At 33.7% G+C, this 16350-nt stretch carries 13 protein-coding genes and 1 pseudogene; 12 read left to right on the forward strand and 2 right to left on the reverse strand.

Annotation, left to right across the window (positions count from 1 at the left end):
* Positions 1 to 4: 4 nt before the first annotated feature.
* A pseudogene (locus tag QBK95_RS22905) lies at positions 5 to 139 on the forward strand (PA domain-containing protein); the annotation flags it as partial.
* A 1125-nt stretch (positions 140 to 1264) separates the two neighbouring features.
* Positions 1265 to 4339: a T9SS type A sorting domain-containing protein gene (locus tag QBK95_RS22910; RefSeq protein WP_348637336.1), complete on the forward strand. Its 3075-nt coding sequence runs from the start codon at positions 1265 to 1267 to the stop codon at positions 4337 to 4339.
* A 64-nt stretch (positions 4340 to 4403) separates the two neighbouring features.
* Here the strand turns inward: QBK95_RS22910 and QBK95_RS11905 are convergent, their stop codons facing one another.
* Entirely contained in the window at positions 4404 to 4802 is a 399-nt protein-coding gene (locus QBK95_RS11905; RefSeq protein WP_280933963.1) for a DoxX family protein, read from the reverse strand.
* Positions 4803 to 4819: 17 nt separating this feature from the next.
* Positions 4820 to 5974, reverse strand: a complete 1155-nt coding sequence (locus QBK95_RS11910; RefSeq protein ID WP_280933966.1) for a DNA polymerase III subunit — start codon at positions 5972 to 5974, stop codon at positions 4820 to 4822.
* 205 nt (positions 5975 to 6179) lie between these two features.
* On the opposite strand from QBK95_RS11910, the gene QBK95_RS11915 reads away from it, so the two are divergent.
* The 10 genes from QBK95_RS11915 to QBK95_RS11960 all read left to right on the forward strand — a co-directional run bounded on the left by QBK95_RS11915 (position 6180) and on the right by QBK95_RS11960 (position 16289).
* Positions 6180 to 7367 (forward strand): phosphoglycerate kinase, encoded by a 1188-nt coding sequence (locus QBK95_RS11915; RefSeq protein ID WP_280933968.1) that lies wholly within the window; start codon positions 6180 to 6182, stop codon positions 7365 to 7367.
* A gap of 224 nt (positions 7368 to 7591) precedes the next feature.
* Positions 7592 to 9226, forward strand: a complete 1635-nt coding sequence (locus tag QBK95_RS11920; RefSeq protein ID WP_445012626.1) for a LysM peptidoglycan-binding domain-containing protein — start codon at positions 7592 to 7594, stop codon at positions 9224 to 9226.
* A gap of 25 nt (positions 9227 to 9251) precedes the next feature.
* Positions 9252 to 9737 carry a T9SS type B sorting domain-containing protein gene (locus tag QBK95_RS11925; protein ID WP_280933971.1) on the forward strand — a complete coding sequence of 162 codons (486 nt, stop codon included), beginning with the start codon at positions 9252 to 9254 and terminating at the stop codon, positions 9735 to 9737.
* A 147-nt stretch (positions 9738 to 9884) separates the two neighbouring features.
* Complete coding sequence (locus tag QBK95_RS11930) at positions 9885 to 10868, forward strand: DUF4837 family protein (protein ID WP_280933973.1); 984 nt, start codon at positions 9885 to 9887, stop codon at positions 10866 to 10868.
* A gap of 695 nt (positions 10869 to 11563) precedes the next feature.
* Positions 11564 to 13147: a hypothetical protein gene (locus QBK95_RS11935; protein ID WP_280933975.1), complete on the forward strand. Its 1584-nt coding sequence runs from the start codon at positions 11564 to 11566 to the stop codon at positions 13145 to 13147.
* 11 nt (positions 13148 to 13158) lie between these two features.
* Positions 13159 to 13725 carry a DUF6705 family protein gene (locus tag QBK95_RS11940; protein WP_280933977.1) on the forward strand — a complete coding sequence of 189 codons (567 nt, stop codon included), beginning with the start codon at positions 13159 to 13161 and terminating at the stop codon, positions 13723 to 13725.
* 63 nt (positions 13726 to 13788) lie between these two features.
* On the forward strand, positions 13789 to 14376 hold the full coding sequence (locus QBK95_RS11945) for a DUF6705 family protein (protein WP_280933979.1): 588 nt from the start codon (positions 13789 to 13791) through the stop codon (positions 14374 to 14376).
* Between the two features lie 62 nt (positions 14377 to 14438).
* Positions 14439 to 15005, forward strand: coding sequence for a DUF6705 family protein (locus tag QBK95_RS11950; protein WP_280933981.1), 567 nt, complete (start codon positions 14439 to 14441; stop codon positions 15003 to 15005).
* Between the two features lie 63 nt (positions 15006 to 15068).
* Positions 15069 to 15647, forward strand: a complete 579-nt coding sequence (locus tag QBK95_RS11955; RefSeq protein ID WP_280933983.1) for a DUF6705 family protein — start codon at positions 15069 to 15071, stop codon at positions 15645 to 15647.
* 63 nt (positions 15648 to 15710) lie between these two features.
* Entirely contained in the window at positions 15711 to 16289 is a 579-nt protein-coding gene (locus QBK95_RS11960) for a DUF6705 family protein (protein ID WP_280933984.1), read from the forward strand.
* Positions 16290 to 16350 lie beyond the last annotated feature (61 nt).

Here is a 16350-nt window from a genome sequence, read left to right on the forward strand (position 1 = left end):
TACCGAAAAAGTTATAAATGCACAAAATGCAGGAGCGATTGCGGTAATTGTAGTGAATAATGGTGGAGGAAACGGAGTAATGGCAATGTCAGGAGGCGATGCAGCTATTTCAATACCAGCGGTGATGATAGGTAATGAAGATGGTGACCTAATAATTGATGAAATTATTAAAGAAGAAGCATTGGGCGATTCGATAAGTGTAACGTTGATAAACAGCAGTCCTTCTGATTGTACAAATCCATCAGAGACGTTTACTTATACTGGATTTCAAACACCACCACCACCAAATGATGTTAGGGCTAGGTTGGGAGTAGTTTCTTTAGAAGGAGATTTTGGGATCACGGGAGATGAATTGGCAATACAGGCAGCTCCTTTAGGAGGGTTTGAGGTTCCTTTATCTGCAGAACCAGTGAATACACCAACTAATTTTTTTAATAGCTCGATCTCTGTAGATGGAAATTATAACACAGCACGTAATCCTAATTCAGAAAATACGTTAGGGTTTGATGCAGATATTTTTAATGTTGGGAATACAGGAAATTCAATTATAGGCAACAATCAATCAACAGTTGATTTTATAGCCAGTACAAAAGGGGATAGATATAGAATTTTCTTAAATACATTTAGTATAGAAGTTGTTGAACCAGAATTTACAGGTTATTCAAGGGTACTAGATAGCAATGGAAATGATATCACTGGAGCCAATGTAGAGTTTGGACAAGAATATGTTTATGAGTTTTCGGTACAAAATACAGGAAACGAAAACTTAACCAATGTTACGGCAACGTTTCGAATTAATGATAATGTAGATTTTAGACAAGGAACAATTATCGTTCCTGATGGAGTTACTGCATTATATGATGATATCAATCGTCAAGTTGTTTTTACGTTTCAGGATAGTGTTTTAGAACGTTTAGATCCCGAACTAACATTACAATTTGGAGTAAAAGTTGTTGATAGTTGTAGAGATTTACGAGATGCGTGTGATTATGAAATAACAAATACGTTACTTGTTTCATATACAGGTCAAGGTTCTATGATAGCAGTGTTGGATACAGCTCTTTCTGAGCCTGCATCCTGCGAATTTATTTTGCCTGTTAACTCAAATATTTTGAACAATCCAGGTGATTGTGACCAAGAGTTTAATGCATTAATTTGTTCAGGAAGTGTCGATATTACTGCAGAAAGTGGTTTTTCTCAATATGTATGGACAGATTTAGGCACAAATATGGTAATTGGAAACACACAAACAATTACATTAAACATGGCAGGTTTATATAAAGTTGATAAAACAGGAAACCCAGATTGTTTGGATCAAACTGAAATTTGGACAGTAGACGATGTAATTGTTGAGAATCCGATAATAGCTATCGCAAACGACCCTCTTGTAAATGGAAATGTTAACACGTGTCCTATAACAGGAGATCTTTTACCCGAATTATTTTTATGTAGTGGAGGAGAGCAATATTTAGATTCAGGCTTTGTAAATGCAACTAATATTGTTTGGGAACGCTTAGATTTTGCTGCTTGTCCTACCGTAGTTAGAGATGAAGATTGCCCTACTTTTGATAGTGCTTGTGATCCAGATTGGGTTCAGGTAGCTACTACTAGAGATTTTACGGTTATTGATTCTGGAGAATATAGAATTCGAGCTGAATTCGAAGGGAATTGTACAAAGGATTTTTATTTCAATGTGTTCATAAACGATTATGCATTTAGTGTTGAAGTTGTAAGTGATATTGTCTGTGATTCCGAGGGAATACTAAGAGTAACCAATCCTTCTGAAGATTATGAATATCAATTAATAACACCACAAGGAACAACTATTCCTTATCAGGTATTTCCAGAATTTACAGGATTAGTTGAAGCTGGTGAGTACACGTTAAATGCACGTCAAAATAATGGGTTACCATCAGCTTGTATTTTTCAGTATAATGTAGTGCTTAATAGAATAGATCCTTTAATTTCAGTAAATGTCAATCAACCTATTTGTTTAGGAGATCTAGGAGATATAAACATAATGGTTACCGATGGAAACCCAAGCTATGTGTATCAAGTTACGAGTAGAACAAATTCTTTTACGATTACTCAAGGACCAATAGAGTTTCCAGATTATACCTTTACAGGACTGGAAATAGGAACATATGATGTAGAAGTATTATCTAATAACGAAGGTTGTTTTTTTATTGAAACAGTAACTATTGTAGCTCCAATAGCAATTACAGCAGATGTATTTCTTACACAGGATTATATATGCAACGCAAATGGCATTCAATTTGCAGAAATTACAGTTACCAACCCTTTAGGAGGTAACGGTGATTATAGATATAGTTTAGACGGAGTTGATTATAGTAATACTACTGGAGTTTTTACTGGATTGACATCTGGAGTATATAACGTGTACATAGTAGATACAGCTACTTCTCCTTGTCCTGTTGATATAGGTGCGATTACAGTTGGTTCTCTGGAAGAAATATCAATACCCTCAATTACAACAGTAGATGGAACGTGTAATGGAGATACTGGTTCTGCAACCTTTACTGTAGAGGGAATAAACCTTGCCAATGACACGTATAGTTATGAAGTTACGACTAATAATGTCCCTGCAATAACAGGAACAAATATTTCTAGTGCCTCAATTACGTTGAATAATTTAATTCCTGGAGTGTATACCATCAATGTTATTAATGATAATTCGGGATGTAGATACAATGATACTTTTAGTATTCAAGAATCATCTCCAATTATTGCAAGTATAGACACGATAGAAGAAATTAATTGTGATAATGATGAAGCAACGGTTGTTTTAGATATTTCTGGAGGAACTCCTCCTTATGAACTTAGTATAGATAACATAGATTATATAACATCAAATTCTTTCACTTTTACAGAAGGAGGAAATTATACAGTATTTGTAAGAGATAGTAATGCCTGTATTGCTCCCCTAAATGTTACAATTAATGAAGTGTCGCAGATAGATATTGAGTTGGATTTATCAGGAACTCAAATTATTTGTTATGCAGGCGCAACTGCAAGTATTGATGCTATGGTAACTGGTGGAACAGGTATATATTCGTACACATTAACAGGAACAGATTATCTAGGAAGTGCTGTTAGTGTTGGGCCACAAGCAACGAGTGCTTTTTCTGGTTTATTTGCAGGAACATATGCGTATACAGTAACCAGTGACACCTGTATGGCGAGTATTCCTTTTGATATAACGCAACCAACAGATTTTGATGTATCTATAACTTCACGAGATGTAACTAATTGTAATGGTATCGAAAATGGATCAATTACAGTAAATGTTATGGGTAGCACAGCTCCCTATTTTTATTCTTTATACGATGCTGGAAACAATCCGCTTTTTGCCTTTATAGGAGATGAAATTGATGGAGTAACGGGACAACACACTTTTGATAATCTATTACCAGGAGTTTATAGGGTAGAAATTCAAGATGCTAATGGATGTCCGCAAGCAGTTCCTGATATAATTATTAACCAATCAGTAGTAGAAATTGATCTTAATGTAGTTGCAATTACAACGAACGAAAGCGGTTCTATAACGGTAAATGCCAGTGGAGGTACTGGTGGTGGTTATAGTTATGAGTTAAGAGACGCTACAAACACGAATATAGTTATACCAGTACAAAGCAGTAATGTTTTTATAGTGGATACTGCTGGAGATTATACGGTGAGAGTTATTGACACGAATGATTGTTTTTATGATCAAGCGGTTACGGTTGATAATATAGGAGAAAACCCAATCATAGATTATGCAGACGAAATTTTGTTCTGTGCAATCACAGGGCAAAGCTACCCAGTCATTACAATTCAAAATGAAAATGGAGAGGTGTTGGATATTCCGTTCAGCAATGTATTATCAATCCTATGGCAACAATTAGATGAGGTTTCATGTAATAGGCCTTTAGATGAAACGTGTCCTACCACAGATGATAGTTGTAGTTCAGATTGGTTTAATTTCGAAACAGGCACGAGCTGTACAATTACAGAACCAGGAGAGTATAGAGTGGTTATTACATTTAACACAAAATCTGGAGCAAGCACAAAAACGTATTATTTTAGAGCAAATGGAAATTTACTAAACACAGAGGATGTTCAGGATATTAATGTGAACCTGTATCCAAATCCAGCGAAAACAATTGTTACTATAAACACTGAGGTTAAAAACATAAGAGTATTCGATCTTTCTGGAAAAACGGTTATCGAAACATCGCAAAAATCTTTTGATATTAGTACGCTAGGAAAAGGAGTATATTTTACAGAAGTAGAAACGATAGCAGGTACTAAACAGGTCATCAAATTATTGAAAGAATAATGTGAACCTGTTAACTAACATAAAAAGAGCGCCATTTTGGCGCTCTTTTTATGTTATAAATTTTTTAAGCATTGATTACATAGAGCCCAAAAATGGCAACGATAAAATAACAGGTAATCGTTAAAGCACCTTGATAATCTTTAGCCACTCGTTGACCAAAAAGAAGCATAAGCAAGGTGATACAAGCAGAAAACATGGCTCCAATCGCAAAACCCGTATGGTTATCCATAATAAGGTGATAAATGCCCATCACACAAAATACAGCGGTAATAATTTCGATGATTAAGATTGTTCCAAGAAGCACAGGTACTAGTTTACCTAAAAATGTATTTGCAAAATGACCAGTCAGCCAACTTAGGTTTCCTTTCCAATCGATCATTTTGTCAATTCCTGATTGCAAAAAAGTGATAAGTAAGAATAGTAAAATTGTAATTGATACAATATGAGTCATAAAATTATCCATAGTAGTGTGAGTTTATATTAGCTAGCCTTTTTGTGAAGTAATCGTGTTAATTTAATAGATAGATCGGTTAGGATGATTTTAGCATTACCATTTCGTTCAATATGATAAATCGCATCCTGTATTTCATTACTGATATCCATGATATTAGCACCATGAATAAAAGGAGCAAAATTTTGTAATTTAAAACCATTGGTTTTAGGTTCCAAAAACACAAGATCAGCTGCGCCATAATTTAATAATAAAGCTTGTCTAAAAAAGTCAAGGCAATAGTTTAGAAACTTCTTTTGTGTTTCTCTACCAGATCCTGCAATAGATTCGCTCCAATTGATCAAATCATTTACCGCAGATTTATTTCCTTTTGCTCTAAAAGCCGTTCGAACCCATTGAATAAACCAATCTTCAAATTGTTCATCACCTCCATCGTGATGTAGTAGATGTAGTGCTTTACTATAATCACCATTGGCTTGATGTGCAATCTTTAAAGCTTCTGCATCTGTAATATTTTCTGATTTTTGAATAGCCTCTTTAATCACTTGTTCACCCAAAGGTGGAAAATGCAATACCTGACATCTGGACCTAATCGTTTGTATCAACTGTTCTTCGTCTTCTGCGATTAGAATGAAAACTGTTTTTTCTGGTGGCTCTTCAATAAGTTTTAGTAATTTATTAGAAGCAGCAATATTCATCTTGTTTGCCATCCAAATTAGCATCACTTTGTATCCACCTTCATAACTTTTTAGAGATAGTTTTTTTACAACATCCAATGCTTCATCCACACCAATCTGACCTTGTTTTTTTTCGATACCTAGCGACAGATACCAATCAAAAATACTACCATATGGGTTTTCTTTGATAAAAGTTCTCCATTCTTCCGCAAAGTGATTGGCAGTAGGATGTTTTTTTACTTTATCATTTGTTGCTACAGGATAAGCAAAATGAAGATCTGGATGAGCAAGATGATCAAATTTTACATTGCAGGATTGAATTCCTCCAGTGTTTTCTCCGTCTTTGTTTTGACATAAAATATATTGAGCATAGGCGATTGCCATAGGCAATGTACCACTACCATTAGGACCCACAAAAAGCTGTGCGTGTGGAATACGACCACGCGCTACACTCGTAGTTAAATAACTTTTTATATGTGTTAAACCTAATATTTCCGAAAAAAGCATAAAGCAAATATAATTTATAATGTACAATATCTATAGGATCAATTTATATATAAATAGCATGTGATTTTTTCATTGAAAAGCATCTTTTTGCTAAAAATCAATAAAAGTGGAAGTTTAGCGTAGAAATTGGATATTTTTTCGAATAGTTTTCAGTGTTTTTGAGGAAATAAAATTATTTTCGTTTGCTCAATACCAATCCAATCCGATGAAGACGATTAACGATTTCAATTTCGAAAATAAAAAAGCATTAATTAGAGTAGATTTTAATGTTCCATTAAATGAAAGTTTTGAAGTAACTGATAATACAAGAATTCAGGCTGCAAAACCCACTATTATAAAAGTACTTGAAGATGGCGGTAGTGCTGTTTTAATGTCGCATTTAGGGCGACCTAAAGGAGTTCAGGATGAATTTTCTTTACAACATATTGTGGATGAGGTTTCTCAGGTAATAGGTGTACAGGTAAAGTTTGTAGCCAACTGTGTAGGACAAGAAGCAGAAGACGCAGTTGCACAACTCAATTCTGGTGAAGTATTATTATTAGAAAACTTACGATTTCATGGCGAAGAAACTAAGGGAGATGCTGGTTTTGCAGAACAATTATCAAAACTAGGAGATATCTATGTAAACGATGCCTTTGGTACTGCACATAGAGCACACGCTTCTACTACAATTGTGGCTCAGTTTTTTCCAGAACGTAAATGTTTTGGGAGTTTGTTAGCAAAAGAAATAGAAAGTATAGATAAAGTACTTACAACAGGAGAAAAACCTATTACTGCGGTGTTAGGAGGATCTAAGGTCTCTTCTAAAATTACCATTATAGAAAATATTTTGGATAAAGTGGATCACCTGATTATTGGTGGAGGAATGACATACACGTTTATCAAAGCAGAAGGAGGACAGATAGGAGATTCTATTTGTGAAGATGATAAGCAAGAGCTTGCATTAGAGATCGTAAAGAAAGCCAAAGAAAAAGGAGTTCAAATACACCTACCTGTAGATGTAATTGGTGCAGATGCCTTTGATAATGAAGCAAACACAAAAGCAATGAGTGTAGATGCCATACCAGATGGATGGCAAGGACTGGATGCAGGACCAGAGAGTTTAAAGAATTTTCATGAAGTGATATTGCAATCTAAAACGATACTATGGAATGGACCTTTAGGAGTTTTTGAAATGGAAAACTTTGCAAATGGTACGATTAGTTTAGGGCATTCTATTGCAGAAGCAACAGAAAAAGGAGCATTTTCACTTGTTGGTGGAGGAGATTCTGTAGCTGCGGTTAAGCAATTTGGATTTGGCGAAAAAGTAAGTTACGTTTCTACAGGTGGAGGAGCTATGTTAGAAAGTCTGGAAGGAAAAACACTTCCTGGTATTGCTGCCATAAGAAATTAACAAAAGAACTAATTTTCTGTAAGAAAAGTCTTAATAAGACCAAAAGTTATTAAAAATCAGTCATTTCGACTGATTTTTTTATGTTTTTAACTTGCTGATTTTTTGGATTTTAGAAAAAAAATGCGATTTTCGCAGCAGTGTTGTTAATAACTTATAAAAACATGGCACTAACTAACACAAAATGTCCGTTAGTTTGAACACATATAAACGTTACCTGAATGAAAATGAATAAAAATTGTTGGTTGTATCTTAGTTTTCTTTTTTGCTTAGTAACTATTCAGGCTCAGGATACCATTCCTACACCTGCAAGTACCAAATCAAAACCGACCAGAACGATCGTTTTGGCAAAAGATGTAAACCTTCAGAAAAATACAGTTCAGGTAATTGATACAACAAAGGTGATTAGCACTATAGGTGAGTTAAAAACTAGCACATTTACAAAGACAAGTGTTAAGGACAGTGTGATGTACGTAGCCAAGGATCACCCAAAAATGTCTCAATTAGATGCTATTTGGAAACAAGAATTGTACAACTCTAGTTTGTTTGATTCTATCTATAAGTCGGTAACAGAATTAGAATATGAACCCGTAGAATTTGTAGATCTTCCTACGGATACCTTAAAAGCAAGATTAAAAGAGCTAAATGCACGTACTCCTTTTAATGTAGAATATAATGCTTCGTTAGAAAGCGTAATCAAGAATTACCTTAAGAATCGTCATGAACATCTGGAAAGATTGATGGCATTAAGTGAGTTTTATTTCCCATTATTCGAACAAGAACTAGACAATCAGAACATACCTTTAGAAATAAAATATTTAGCAATTGTAGAATCTGCATTAAAACCAAGAGCTAAATCCAGAGTAGGAGCCACAGGATTATGGCAGTTTATGTTTGGTACAGGAAAAATGTTTGGATTAGAGGTGAGTTCTTACGTTGATGAACGTATGGATCCAATTATGGCTACACAAGCAGCCTGCAAGTACTTAGCAAGTTTATATCGAGTTTTTGGTGATTGGGATCTTGCGCTGGCATCTTATAATTCTGGTCCAGGAAATGTAACCAAAGCAATCCGACGTAGTGGAGGATATACCAACTATTGGAATATTCGTCACAACCTGCCTAGAGAAACAGCTGGATATTTACCTGCGTTTTTAGCTACGATGTATATTTTTGAGTATGCAGAAGAACATGGATTTAAACCAAAAAGACCAGAGTTTGCGTATTTCGAAACCGACACTATCAAGGTAAAACAGATGATCACTTTGGATCAGGTTTCAGAATATATGGATATTAATATAGAAGAATTACAATTCTTAAACCCTTCATACAAGCTAGATATTATTCCACATATCAAAGATGAAAATTATGTACTTCGATTACCGTTAGATCAAGTAGGAAAATTTGTATCTAATGAAGAACAAATATATGCACTGGCCCAAGCAGAATTCGATAAGCGCGAAAAACCACTTCCTAAGTTTTATGAAGCCAATGATAAGATTCGCTATCGAGTACGTAGTGGAGATTTCTTAGGAAAAATTGCCAGAAGATATGGTGTACGTGTAAGCCAGATCAAAAGATGGAATGGATTACGCAGCAATAACCTAAGAATAGGTCAGCGACTCACCATTTATCCCAGACGTCCTGTAGTGGATAGACCACAGAAGAAAAAATCGACCACTAAAGCAGTAGCAAGTACAACTCCTGGTAGCTCTGAAGTGTATACCGTAAAATCTGGAGATACCTTATGGAGTATTTCTCAAAAATTTAAAGGAGTCTCTATTGAAAACCTACGAAGCTGGAACGACATCAGTGGTTCTGGTATCAAACCAGGTATGAAACTGAAGTTGTCTAAATCATAGAGCAGCAATTAGTCAAACAAATTATATGAAAAAACAATTACTAATACTAGTATGTCTAGTACTTGTATTCGGTTGTAATGATAACGATGATACTCCATTAGAACAGAAAAGTTGCTGTTCTGAGGATTCTTATATTGTAGAGACAGATAATTTACCAGAAGGGAAGGAAATTAATCCTTCTAAATACTTTACTCCTAATCAAGATGGGTTTCATGAAACTTTTTACATTGATGGACTTGAAGATTTTCCAGATAATACAGTTAAGATTTTCTTGAATAATAACCTTGTTTTTGAAGCCAATGGCTATAGTTTTGAAGATAGTCAGAATTTTAGTTCTGGTATTTATGATGATAATTTTGACACCAGAGTGTATCGATATGAACTAGAAATAGATAATGGCGATACGTTTAAGGCAGAAGGTTACATTTGTGCAGTTAAGATTCCAAATATCAATATATCTCTATCGTGTCTTTCTGATCCCAATGATCCAGATCCTGTAATCCGTAATTAGAATACTTTCCGTTCTATACTAGATAGTTGTTGATTGTTTCTTTCTAAAAAATACAATTGGAACGGTTTATGATGTCAAAACAAGCACGATATCCGTTATATGGATATTATTATTTTGATTTTAGTTCATCCCAAGTATATTTGTATTATGAAAAAACTAGCATTTGCCATGATCTGCATCCTTTCTATTGTAGGATGTAAAGAGACAAAAAAAGATACTGCAGAGAAAATAAGTGGTTCTCTGGCCCAATCTACAGGTAAAATCAATCAATTATCTGTGATTATTGATAATGATTTATGGAAAGGTAGTTTAGGAGATACAATCCGTAAGTATTTTGGTGCAGAAGTACCTGGATTACCACAAGAAGAACCGTTGTTTTCTATGAAACAAATGCCTCCTGAAGCTTTTACAAGTTTTGCCAGAAGAAACAGAACCTTTCTTAAAATCCAAACAGGAGATGAATCTAAAGTATATGTGGCAAATAACAAATATGCAACACCACAATTAGGATATGTAATCACAGGTACTAATGAAGCCGAGATTGTTAAACTAATTCAAGAACGTGCTGCTGGGATTATCTCTAAGTATAAAAAAGTCGAAACTACAGAAAAACAATATCGAATCAAGAAATCGGTAGAGTATATCCCTCAACTCAAAGAAAAGATGGGAATCACCCTTAAAATCCCATCTGCGTATAGAATAGCTAAAGAAGAAGATAAATTCTTTTGGTTACGTAAAGATATTACCAATGGAGACATGAATCTTATGATATATGAGCTGCCATTGGGAACCATACCCAAGGATTCTAGCACAATTGCAAAGATTATTCAAGTAAGAGATTCTGTTGGTGTGTTAAAAATACCAACAACCTCAGGAAAATTTATTACCGAAGAAGCCTACGCACCATATTTATATGAAACCTTATTAGATAATAAATTTGCGTTTGAGACCAAAGGTACCTGGGAAATCAAAGATCGATATATGGCAGGACCTTTTGTAAATTATACCATCGATGATGTTGCTAACAACAGACAATTTGTAATCGAAGGATTTGTACTCGCGCCATCGGTTAGAAAAAGAGACAATATCTTCGAATTAGAGGCCATTATCAAAACCATAAAATTCGAGTAAGTAGGACGAATTTGTCACGCTGAGCTTGTCGAAGTGAAATTAAAAATAAAAGCGTTATTAGCTTTTCTATATAGTCAGTGCAATACTTTTTTGAGTATCTGATATAATAAAACTAGTATGCAAAAGCAGTTTGATCTACTCAAACTGCTTTTGTGTTTTTATAATGGTCACTACAGTTCTGTTTTAATTAAAAATGATGTCAACTAGAGACAATCAATACGTTGTATTCATTGAATGTGTTGGCGTTCCAAAGCAGAGCTTTGAAAAAAGCACCTTTCCTTTTGGTCCGTTTACTTTAGGCGAGCAAAGAAAATAGATTGAAATTCTATAAAAGTTTTGTGTCGAAAGGAAGTAATTTTCCTAGGTCAAACGCAATTTTATACGAACTTTTTTAAAAAAAGTAAAAATATAGGGTGACATACACACTCCTCGTGACACGAATAGATAGCAAGCATAAGGTAAAAACAATCAATATGTATAATTATATCTGACATAAAAGGTAATTTTAATATTTGTATACTATTTTATCTACATAAATATAAAATATTTTATGTACTGATAATCAATTAATTAGTAGATCTGTCAAAGTATAAATCATACTATTGTAGGTATACAATAGTATAGGATCGGGGAAATTAGCTATGTTTGCAAAGGAAAAAACAAAAAAAGTATCACTTAAAAAAAAGGGAGAATTTATGAAACACAGATTACAATACCCTATGCGATGGCTCATTTGCCTACTCATTGGCGGTGTATTAATGAGCAGTTGTTCTAAGGATGACGACTTAGAACTACCACCAGCGTCTACCTTAAAAGGATATTCGTATCACGATTTTCACAAACTACACAAAAGTAAAACGCTGCAAGATCAGGTACAAAAGATGCAATCTCGTAATGCTATTATGGCCAAGTCTGGTACGGAAGATCACACCTTTGTGATCGATACCAGTATCGTGCAGATTTTAGAAGCAGAACAATATGTTAGTTATACTTTTAAGGCTGATCGCAATCCAGTAGATGAAAACTATCTGGATAACTATGTACTAACGATCTATAATGATGACAGTTTTCATCAGATGTATGTAAGCTATCCAATATTGGTAGATGAAGAAACGGTTACCTATGATATCGATAATGCCATTGCTACACAGATTACTGGCGAAGCATTGGTACAAAAGAATACCTGCGGAGCGAGTCAAATTCCTGTTACAAGTTGGTCAGAAGATTGTGTGGATTATGAATGTGGATCAGGACAACACTCAGGATCATCACAAACGGATAGTTGTTCATTAGATGAATTAGGCACACAATATGGTCCTACAACAATTTGTGTTGGTGGATGGGTTACCAATTGTTTAGATGCGGGAGATAGTAGCAGTGGTGGTGATGGGTCTGGTCAAACTGGTACAGGAGGAACAGGCGGATCAGGTACTCCAACTGACCCAACTGACCCAGATCTTACAGATGATAATATCGGCCAGATCGGTGTGATCCCGTTTATACCTCCTACGCAGGAAACCGACCCTAATGCAAAGAGTTTATTAGAACAATCTAATTTACCAAAGGTAAAAGCGTTGATTAATAGACTTAGAGACAAAGTAAAAGATTCTTTAAATCAGTTTAAGGAGGATGGTGCATCATTCGAAATAACTGTTACTAATGTAAATGGACAAAGAACATTATCCGAAACAGAAGTACCACCAAAAAGTACAGATAAAGAATCGGTTGAATTAGATATTAATAGAAAAACGGATATTGCCACGCACTATCATACTAGATTTTGGAAAGATAGAATTGTGGATAGTACAAGTCCAACAGGTTTTAAAGAAACTACGGGCCGTACCGTAGCTATTTTTTCTGCGCAAGATATGGCATCTTTTATTTTACTACATAAGATAAGAGAACGAGAAAATATCGGCAAGCCAGAAGCAGTAGAAAATGATAATATTAGTTATATTTTAGTAACTTCTCCTGCCAAGGATACAGATGGTAATCTTGACTCTGGAGTGTATGCATTAAAAATTAGTGATCCAGAAAGAGTAAAAGAATTAAAAGATGCATTTGATACTGAAGATGAAATTATAGATTTACTTTTGGACCATAATGATATAGTTAATAGACCTTGTAAATCAGGAAATAATACTTGTCGATTAAATAATTTTATAGATTTTTTAAAAAATCATAAGATAGATGGGTATAATGGCAAGGGTTTTGGTATAGATGTTTATGTAATGGTTGAAGGAGAGTTTAATACCATCAAAGAATGGAAAAAATTATAAAGAAATCGTAAATGAAAACAATAATAAAAATTTTAGTATTCTTTGTTACTATCATAAGTTATAGTCAAGAAATCGTTCCCATTGAAAACAAAATAGATCATATAGATCTCAGCAGAGAGAATAAAGTATATTATAAAGATGTAAATGGAGTATTTAATAAGTTCATAGGTACCTGGAAGCATCAAGTGACTAATGAACTGTTTGAAATTACTTTTAGAAAAGTAGAAAAATATGTAGGCGGAAATTATGACAGTGATAGATTAGTAGGTCGCTTTAAATTTGTAAAGAATGGAGAGGTAATTTATGATACTACTGCTATGTTACAGTCTGCAGATGCATATCCTGATCATAAAATATTTGGAGGAACTATTACTTCTGACAACCTTAATCGCTTAGAGTTAGAGTATAACGAACCTGGTATTATATTAAAGGGTAGTTTTTTACAACAATTATACCTGACTTATGATCCTTCTACACAACAATTAGATTGGTTTGTAAGAGCACCTTTAATAGGCCCAAATAATGATATATATCCATATAAAATACCTTTTCATATGATTTTAACCAAGGTAAATTAGAGATTAAATAGGAATAATATATAATAGCAGTTTGATACGATCAGGCTCCTATTGTTATAGAAGATGAAAGCAATACTAAAGATATGCATACTGGTGTTTACTATACAATCGTATGCACAAATTATTATTCCTGCGGAAAAATTTGGCAGTACTGAAAATGAAAATAAGACAAGTTCTAGTTACTACTATAAAGATGTAAACGGGGTTTTCAATAAATTTCTAGGTACCTGGAGGTATCAGACTAGTACCGAATTGTTTGAAATAACCTTTAGGAAAAAGGAAAGAGAGAAAACAGGAATGGGATATTATGAAGATTATATAGTGAGTCGTTATAAGTATATTAAAAATGGACAAACTATTTATAATACGTATAACCAAGGAATAATAAGTGTTGCTCAAGAAAACGATGATGATTACTATGTTTTCGGTAGTGGCATTAAGAGTTCGGAGTTAAATTCAATTCAATTGTTATATGATGAACCAGATTTAGAGATAGATTTTGACGGTAGATTAGTACTAACTTATAATCCTGTAACTCAAAAATTAGAATGGAAAGTTACAAGTCTATCCAAGCCAGATCCTAATAATCCAAATAAACGGATTACACCCTTTAAAGTACCTACAAGAATGACCTTAACTAAAGTTAATTAGAGATTAAATAAGAATAATATATAATAGCAGTTTGATATGTCAGGCTGCTATTGTTATAGAAGATGAAAGCAATACTAAAGATATTATTGGTACTTTTTGCTATACAAAGTTATGGTCAAGAAATCATACCTATCGAAAACATGATAGGCCATCTTGACCTATCTAGAGAAGACAAACCCTATTATAAAGATGTAAATGGGGTATTAAATAAGTTTTTAGGTACCTGGAAGTATGAGACCTCTACCGAACTCTTCGAAATAACTTTTCGAAAAATTGAAAAGTATGGTCGAGTCGATTATTATAAAGATAGATTAACGAGTCGTTATAGGTATATCAAAAATGGTGTGGTAATTTACGACACTACTTCTCCGATACAAGCTGCTGATTCCTATCCAGATCATAATGTATTTGGAGGAATTATTAAAAATACAGACCTTAATAAAATAAAACTTCAATTTGATGAGCCCGAGATTAGCTTTGCAGGTTCAAACTATCTGGAGCTTACTTATAATCCAGTAACCCAAAAATTAAAATGGTATGTTAGTGCAGCTATGGAGCCTAACGAGAATGGTGTTTTAGTGTACCCATATAAGACACCATATTTAATGACCTTAACCAAGGTAAATTAGAGATTAAATAGGAATATTATATAATAGCAGTTTGATATGATCAGGCTCCTATTGTTATAGAAGATGAAAGCAATACTAAAGATATTAATAGTTGTTTTTGCAATACAAGGGTATTCGCAAACTATAATTCCAATAGAGGATTATGAAAATCCAGAAAATTATACTAAAACCACAAGTGATTATTACTATAAAGATGTAAACGGTGTACTTGATAAGTTTTTAGGAACCTGGAGATATCAAACTGATAATGAATTTTTTGAGATTACTTTTACAAAGAAAACGAATCATAAATCTGGGATGGGATACTATGGAGATTTACTAATCAGTCGCTATAAATATAAAAAAAATGGAGTCATTATTTATGATACCTATCCTATATTACAACCTGCTGGTAAATCTCCGCCTCGTTATGTTTCGGGTAGTTTTATAAGAAATACGGATTTAAATACAATTAAATTGTTATATAATGAACCTGATGATGTTGGTGACTATGGGCAGCAATTAATTCTTAAATATATACCACTTACTCAAAAATTAAACTGGTATTTGGATGCTATATTATATGATGATCCAGATAATCCTGGAGAACTCACATCAGGATATAAAATCCCATATTTAATGAATCTAACCAAGGTAAACTAGAGATTAAACAGGAATAATATATAATAGCAGATTGATATGATCAGGCTGCTATTGTTATAGAAGATGAAAGCAATACTAAAGATATTAATAGTTGTTTTTGCAATACAAGGGTATTCGCAAACTATAATTCCTTTAGAGAATTTTGAAAATATCGAAAATCGTATAAAAACCACAAGTGATTATTATTATAAAGATGTAAACGGTGTACTTGATAAGTTTTTAGGGACTTGGAGATACCAAACTGCTAATGAATTATTCGAGATTACCTTTACAAAGTCAGAGAGAATTAGTACTGGTATGGGTTATTATATCGATGAACTCAATAGCAAGTATAAATATATAAAAAATGGCGAAGAAGTATTCAACACATATTCTCCAATACAACCTTCAGGGAGTGCGGTTTCTCAGTATATTTCTGGTAGAGCGATAAAAAAGAGTGATCTAAACGATATTAGTTTATCATATCATGAACCAGATGATGTTGGATTTCATGGACAACGATTGGAATTAAAATATATACCACTTACTCAAAAATTAAACTGGTATGTGGATGCTATATTATATGATGATCCAGATAATCCTGGAGAACTCACATCAGGATATAAAATCCCATATTTAATGAACCTAACCAAGGTAAATTAGAGATTAGACAGAAATAATATATAATAGCAGTTTGATATGATCAAGCTGCTATTGTTATAGA

Origin of the sequence: Aquimarina mycalae (assembly GCF_029906345.1) — a bacterium.
In the GTDB taxonomy this organism is placed as follows: domain Bacteria; phylum Bacteroidota; class Bacteroidia; order Flavobacteriales; family Flavobacteriaceae; genus Aquimarina.

Bases quoted from the DNA above. Each gene is read 5' to 3' on its own strand.
- QBK95_RS11930 (WP_280933973.1), top strand. From the start codon at position 9,885: ATGAAAAAACTAGCATTTGCCATGATCTGCATCCTTTCTATTGTAGGA.
- QBK95_RS11955 (WP_280933983.1), top strand. From the start codon at position 15,069: ATGAAAGCAATACTAAAGATATTAATAGTTGTTTTTGCAATACAAGGG.
- QBK95_RS11925 (WP_280933971.1), top strand. From the start codon at position 9,252: ATGAAAAAACAATTACTAATACTAGTATGTCTAGTACTTGTATTCGGT.
- QBK95_RS11940 (WP_280933977.1), top strand. From the start codon at position 13,159: ATGAAAACAATAATAAAAATTTTAGTATTCTTTGTTACTATCATAAGT.
- QBK95_RS11935 (WP_280933975.1), top strand. From the start codon at position 11,564: ATGAAACACAGATTACAATACCCTATGCGATGGCTCATTTGCCTACTC.
- QBK95_RS11960 (WP_280933984.1), top strand. From the start codon at position 15,711: ATGAAAGCAATACTAAAGATATTAATAGTTGTTTTTGCAATACAAGGG.
- QBK95_RS11920 (WP_445012626.1), top strand. From the start codon at position 7,592: ATGAATAAAAATTGTTGGTTGTATCTTAGTTTTCTTTTTTGCTTAGTA.
- QBK95_RS11945 (WP_280933979.1), top strand. From the start codon at position 13,789: ATGAAAGCAATACTAAAGATATGCATACTGGTGTTTACTATACAATCG.
- QBK95_RS11915 (WP_280933968.1), top strand. From the start codon at position 6,180: ATGAAGACGATTAACGATTTCAATTTCGAAAATAAAAAAGCATTAATT.
- QBK95_RS11905 (WP_280933963.1), bottom strand. From the start codon at position 4,802: ATGGATAATTTTATGACTCATATTGTATCAATTACAATTTTACTATTC.
- QBK95_RS22910 (WP_348637336.1), top strand. From the start codon at position 1,265: ATGGCAGGTTTATATAAAGTTGATAAAACAGGAAACCCAGATTGTTTG.
- QBK95_RS11950 (WP_280933981.1), top strand. From the start codon at position 14,439: ATGAAAGCAATACTAAAGATATTATTGGTACTTTTTGCTATACAAAGT.
- QBK95_RS11910 (WP_280933966.1), bottom strand. From the start codon at position 5,974: ATGCTTTTTTCGGAAATATTAGGTTTAACACATATAAAAAGTTATTTA.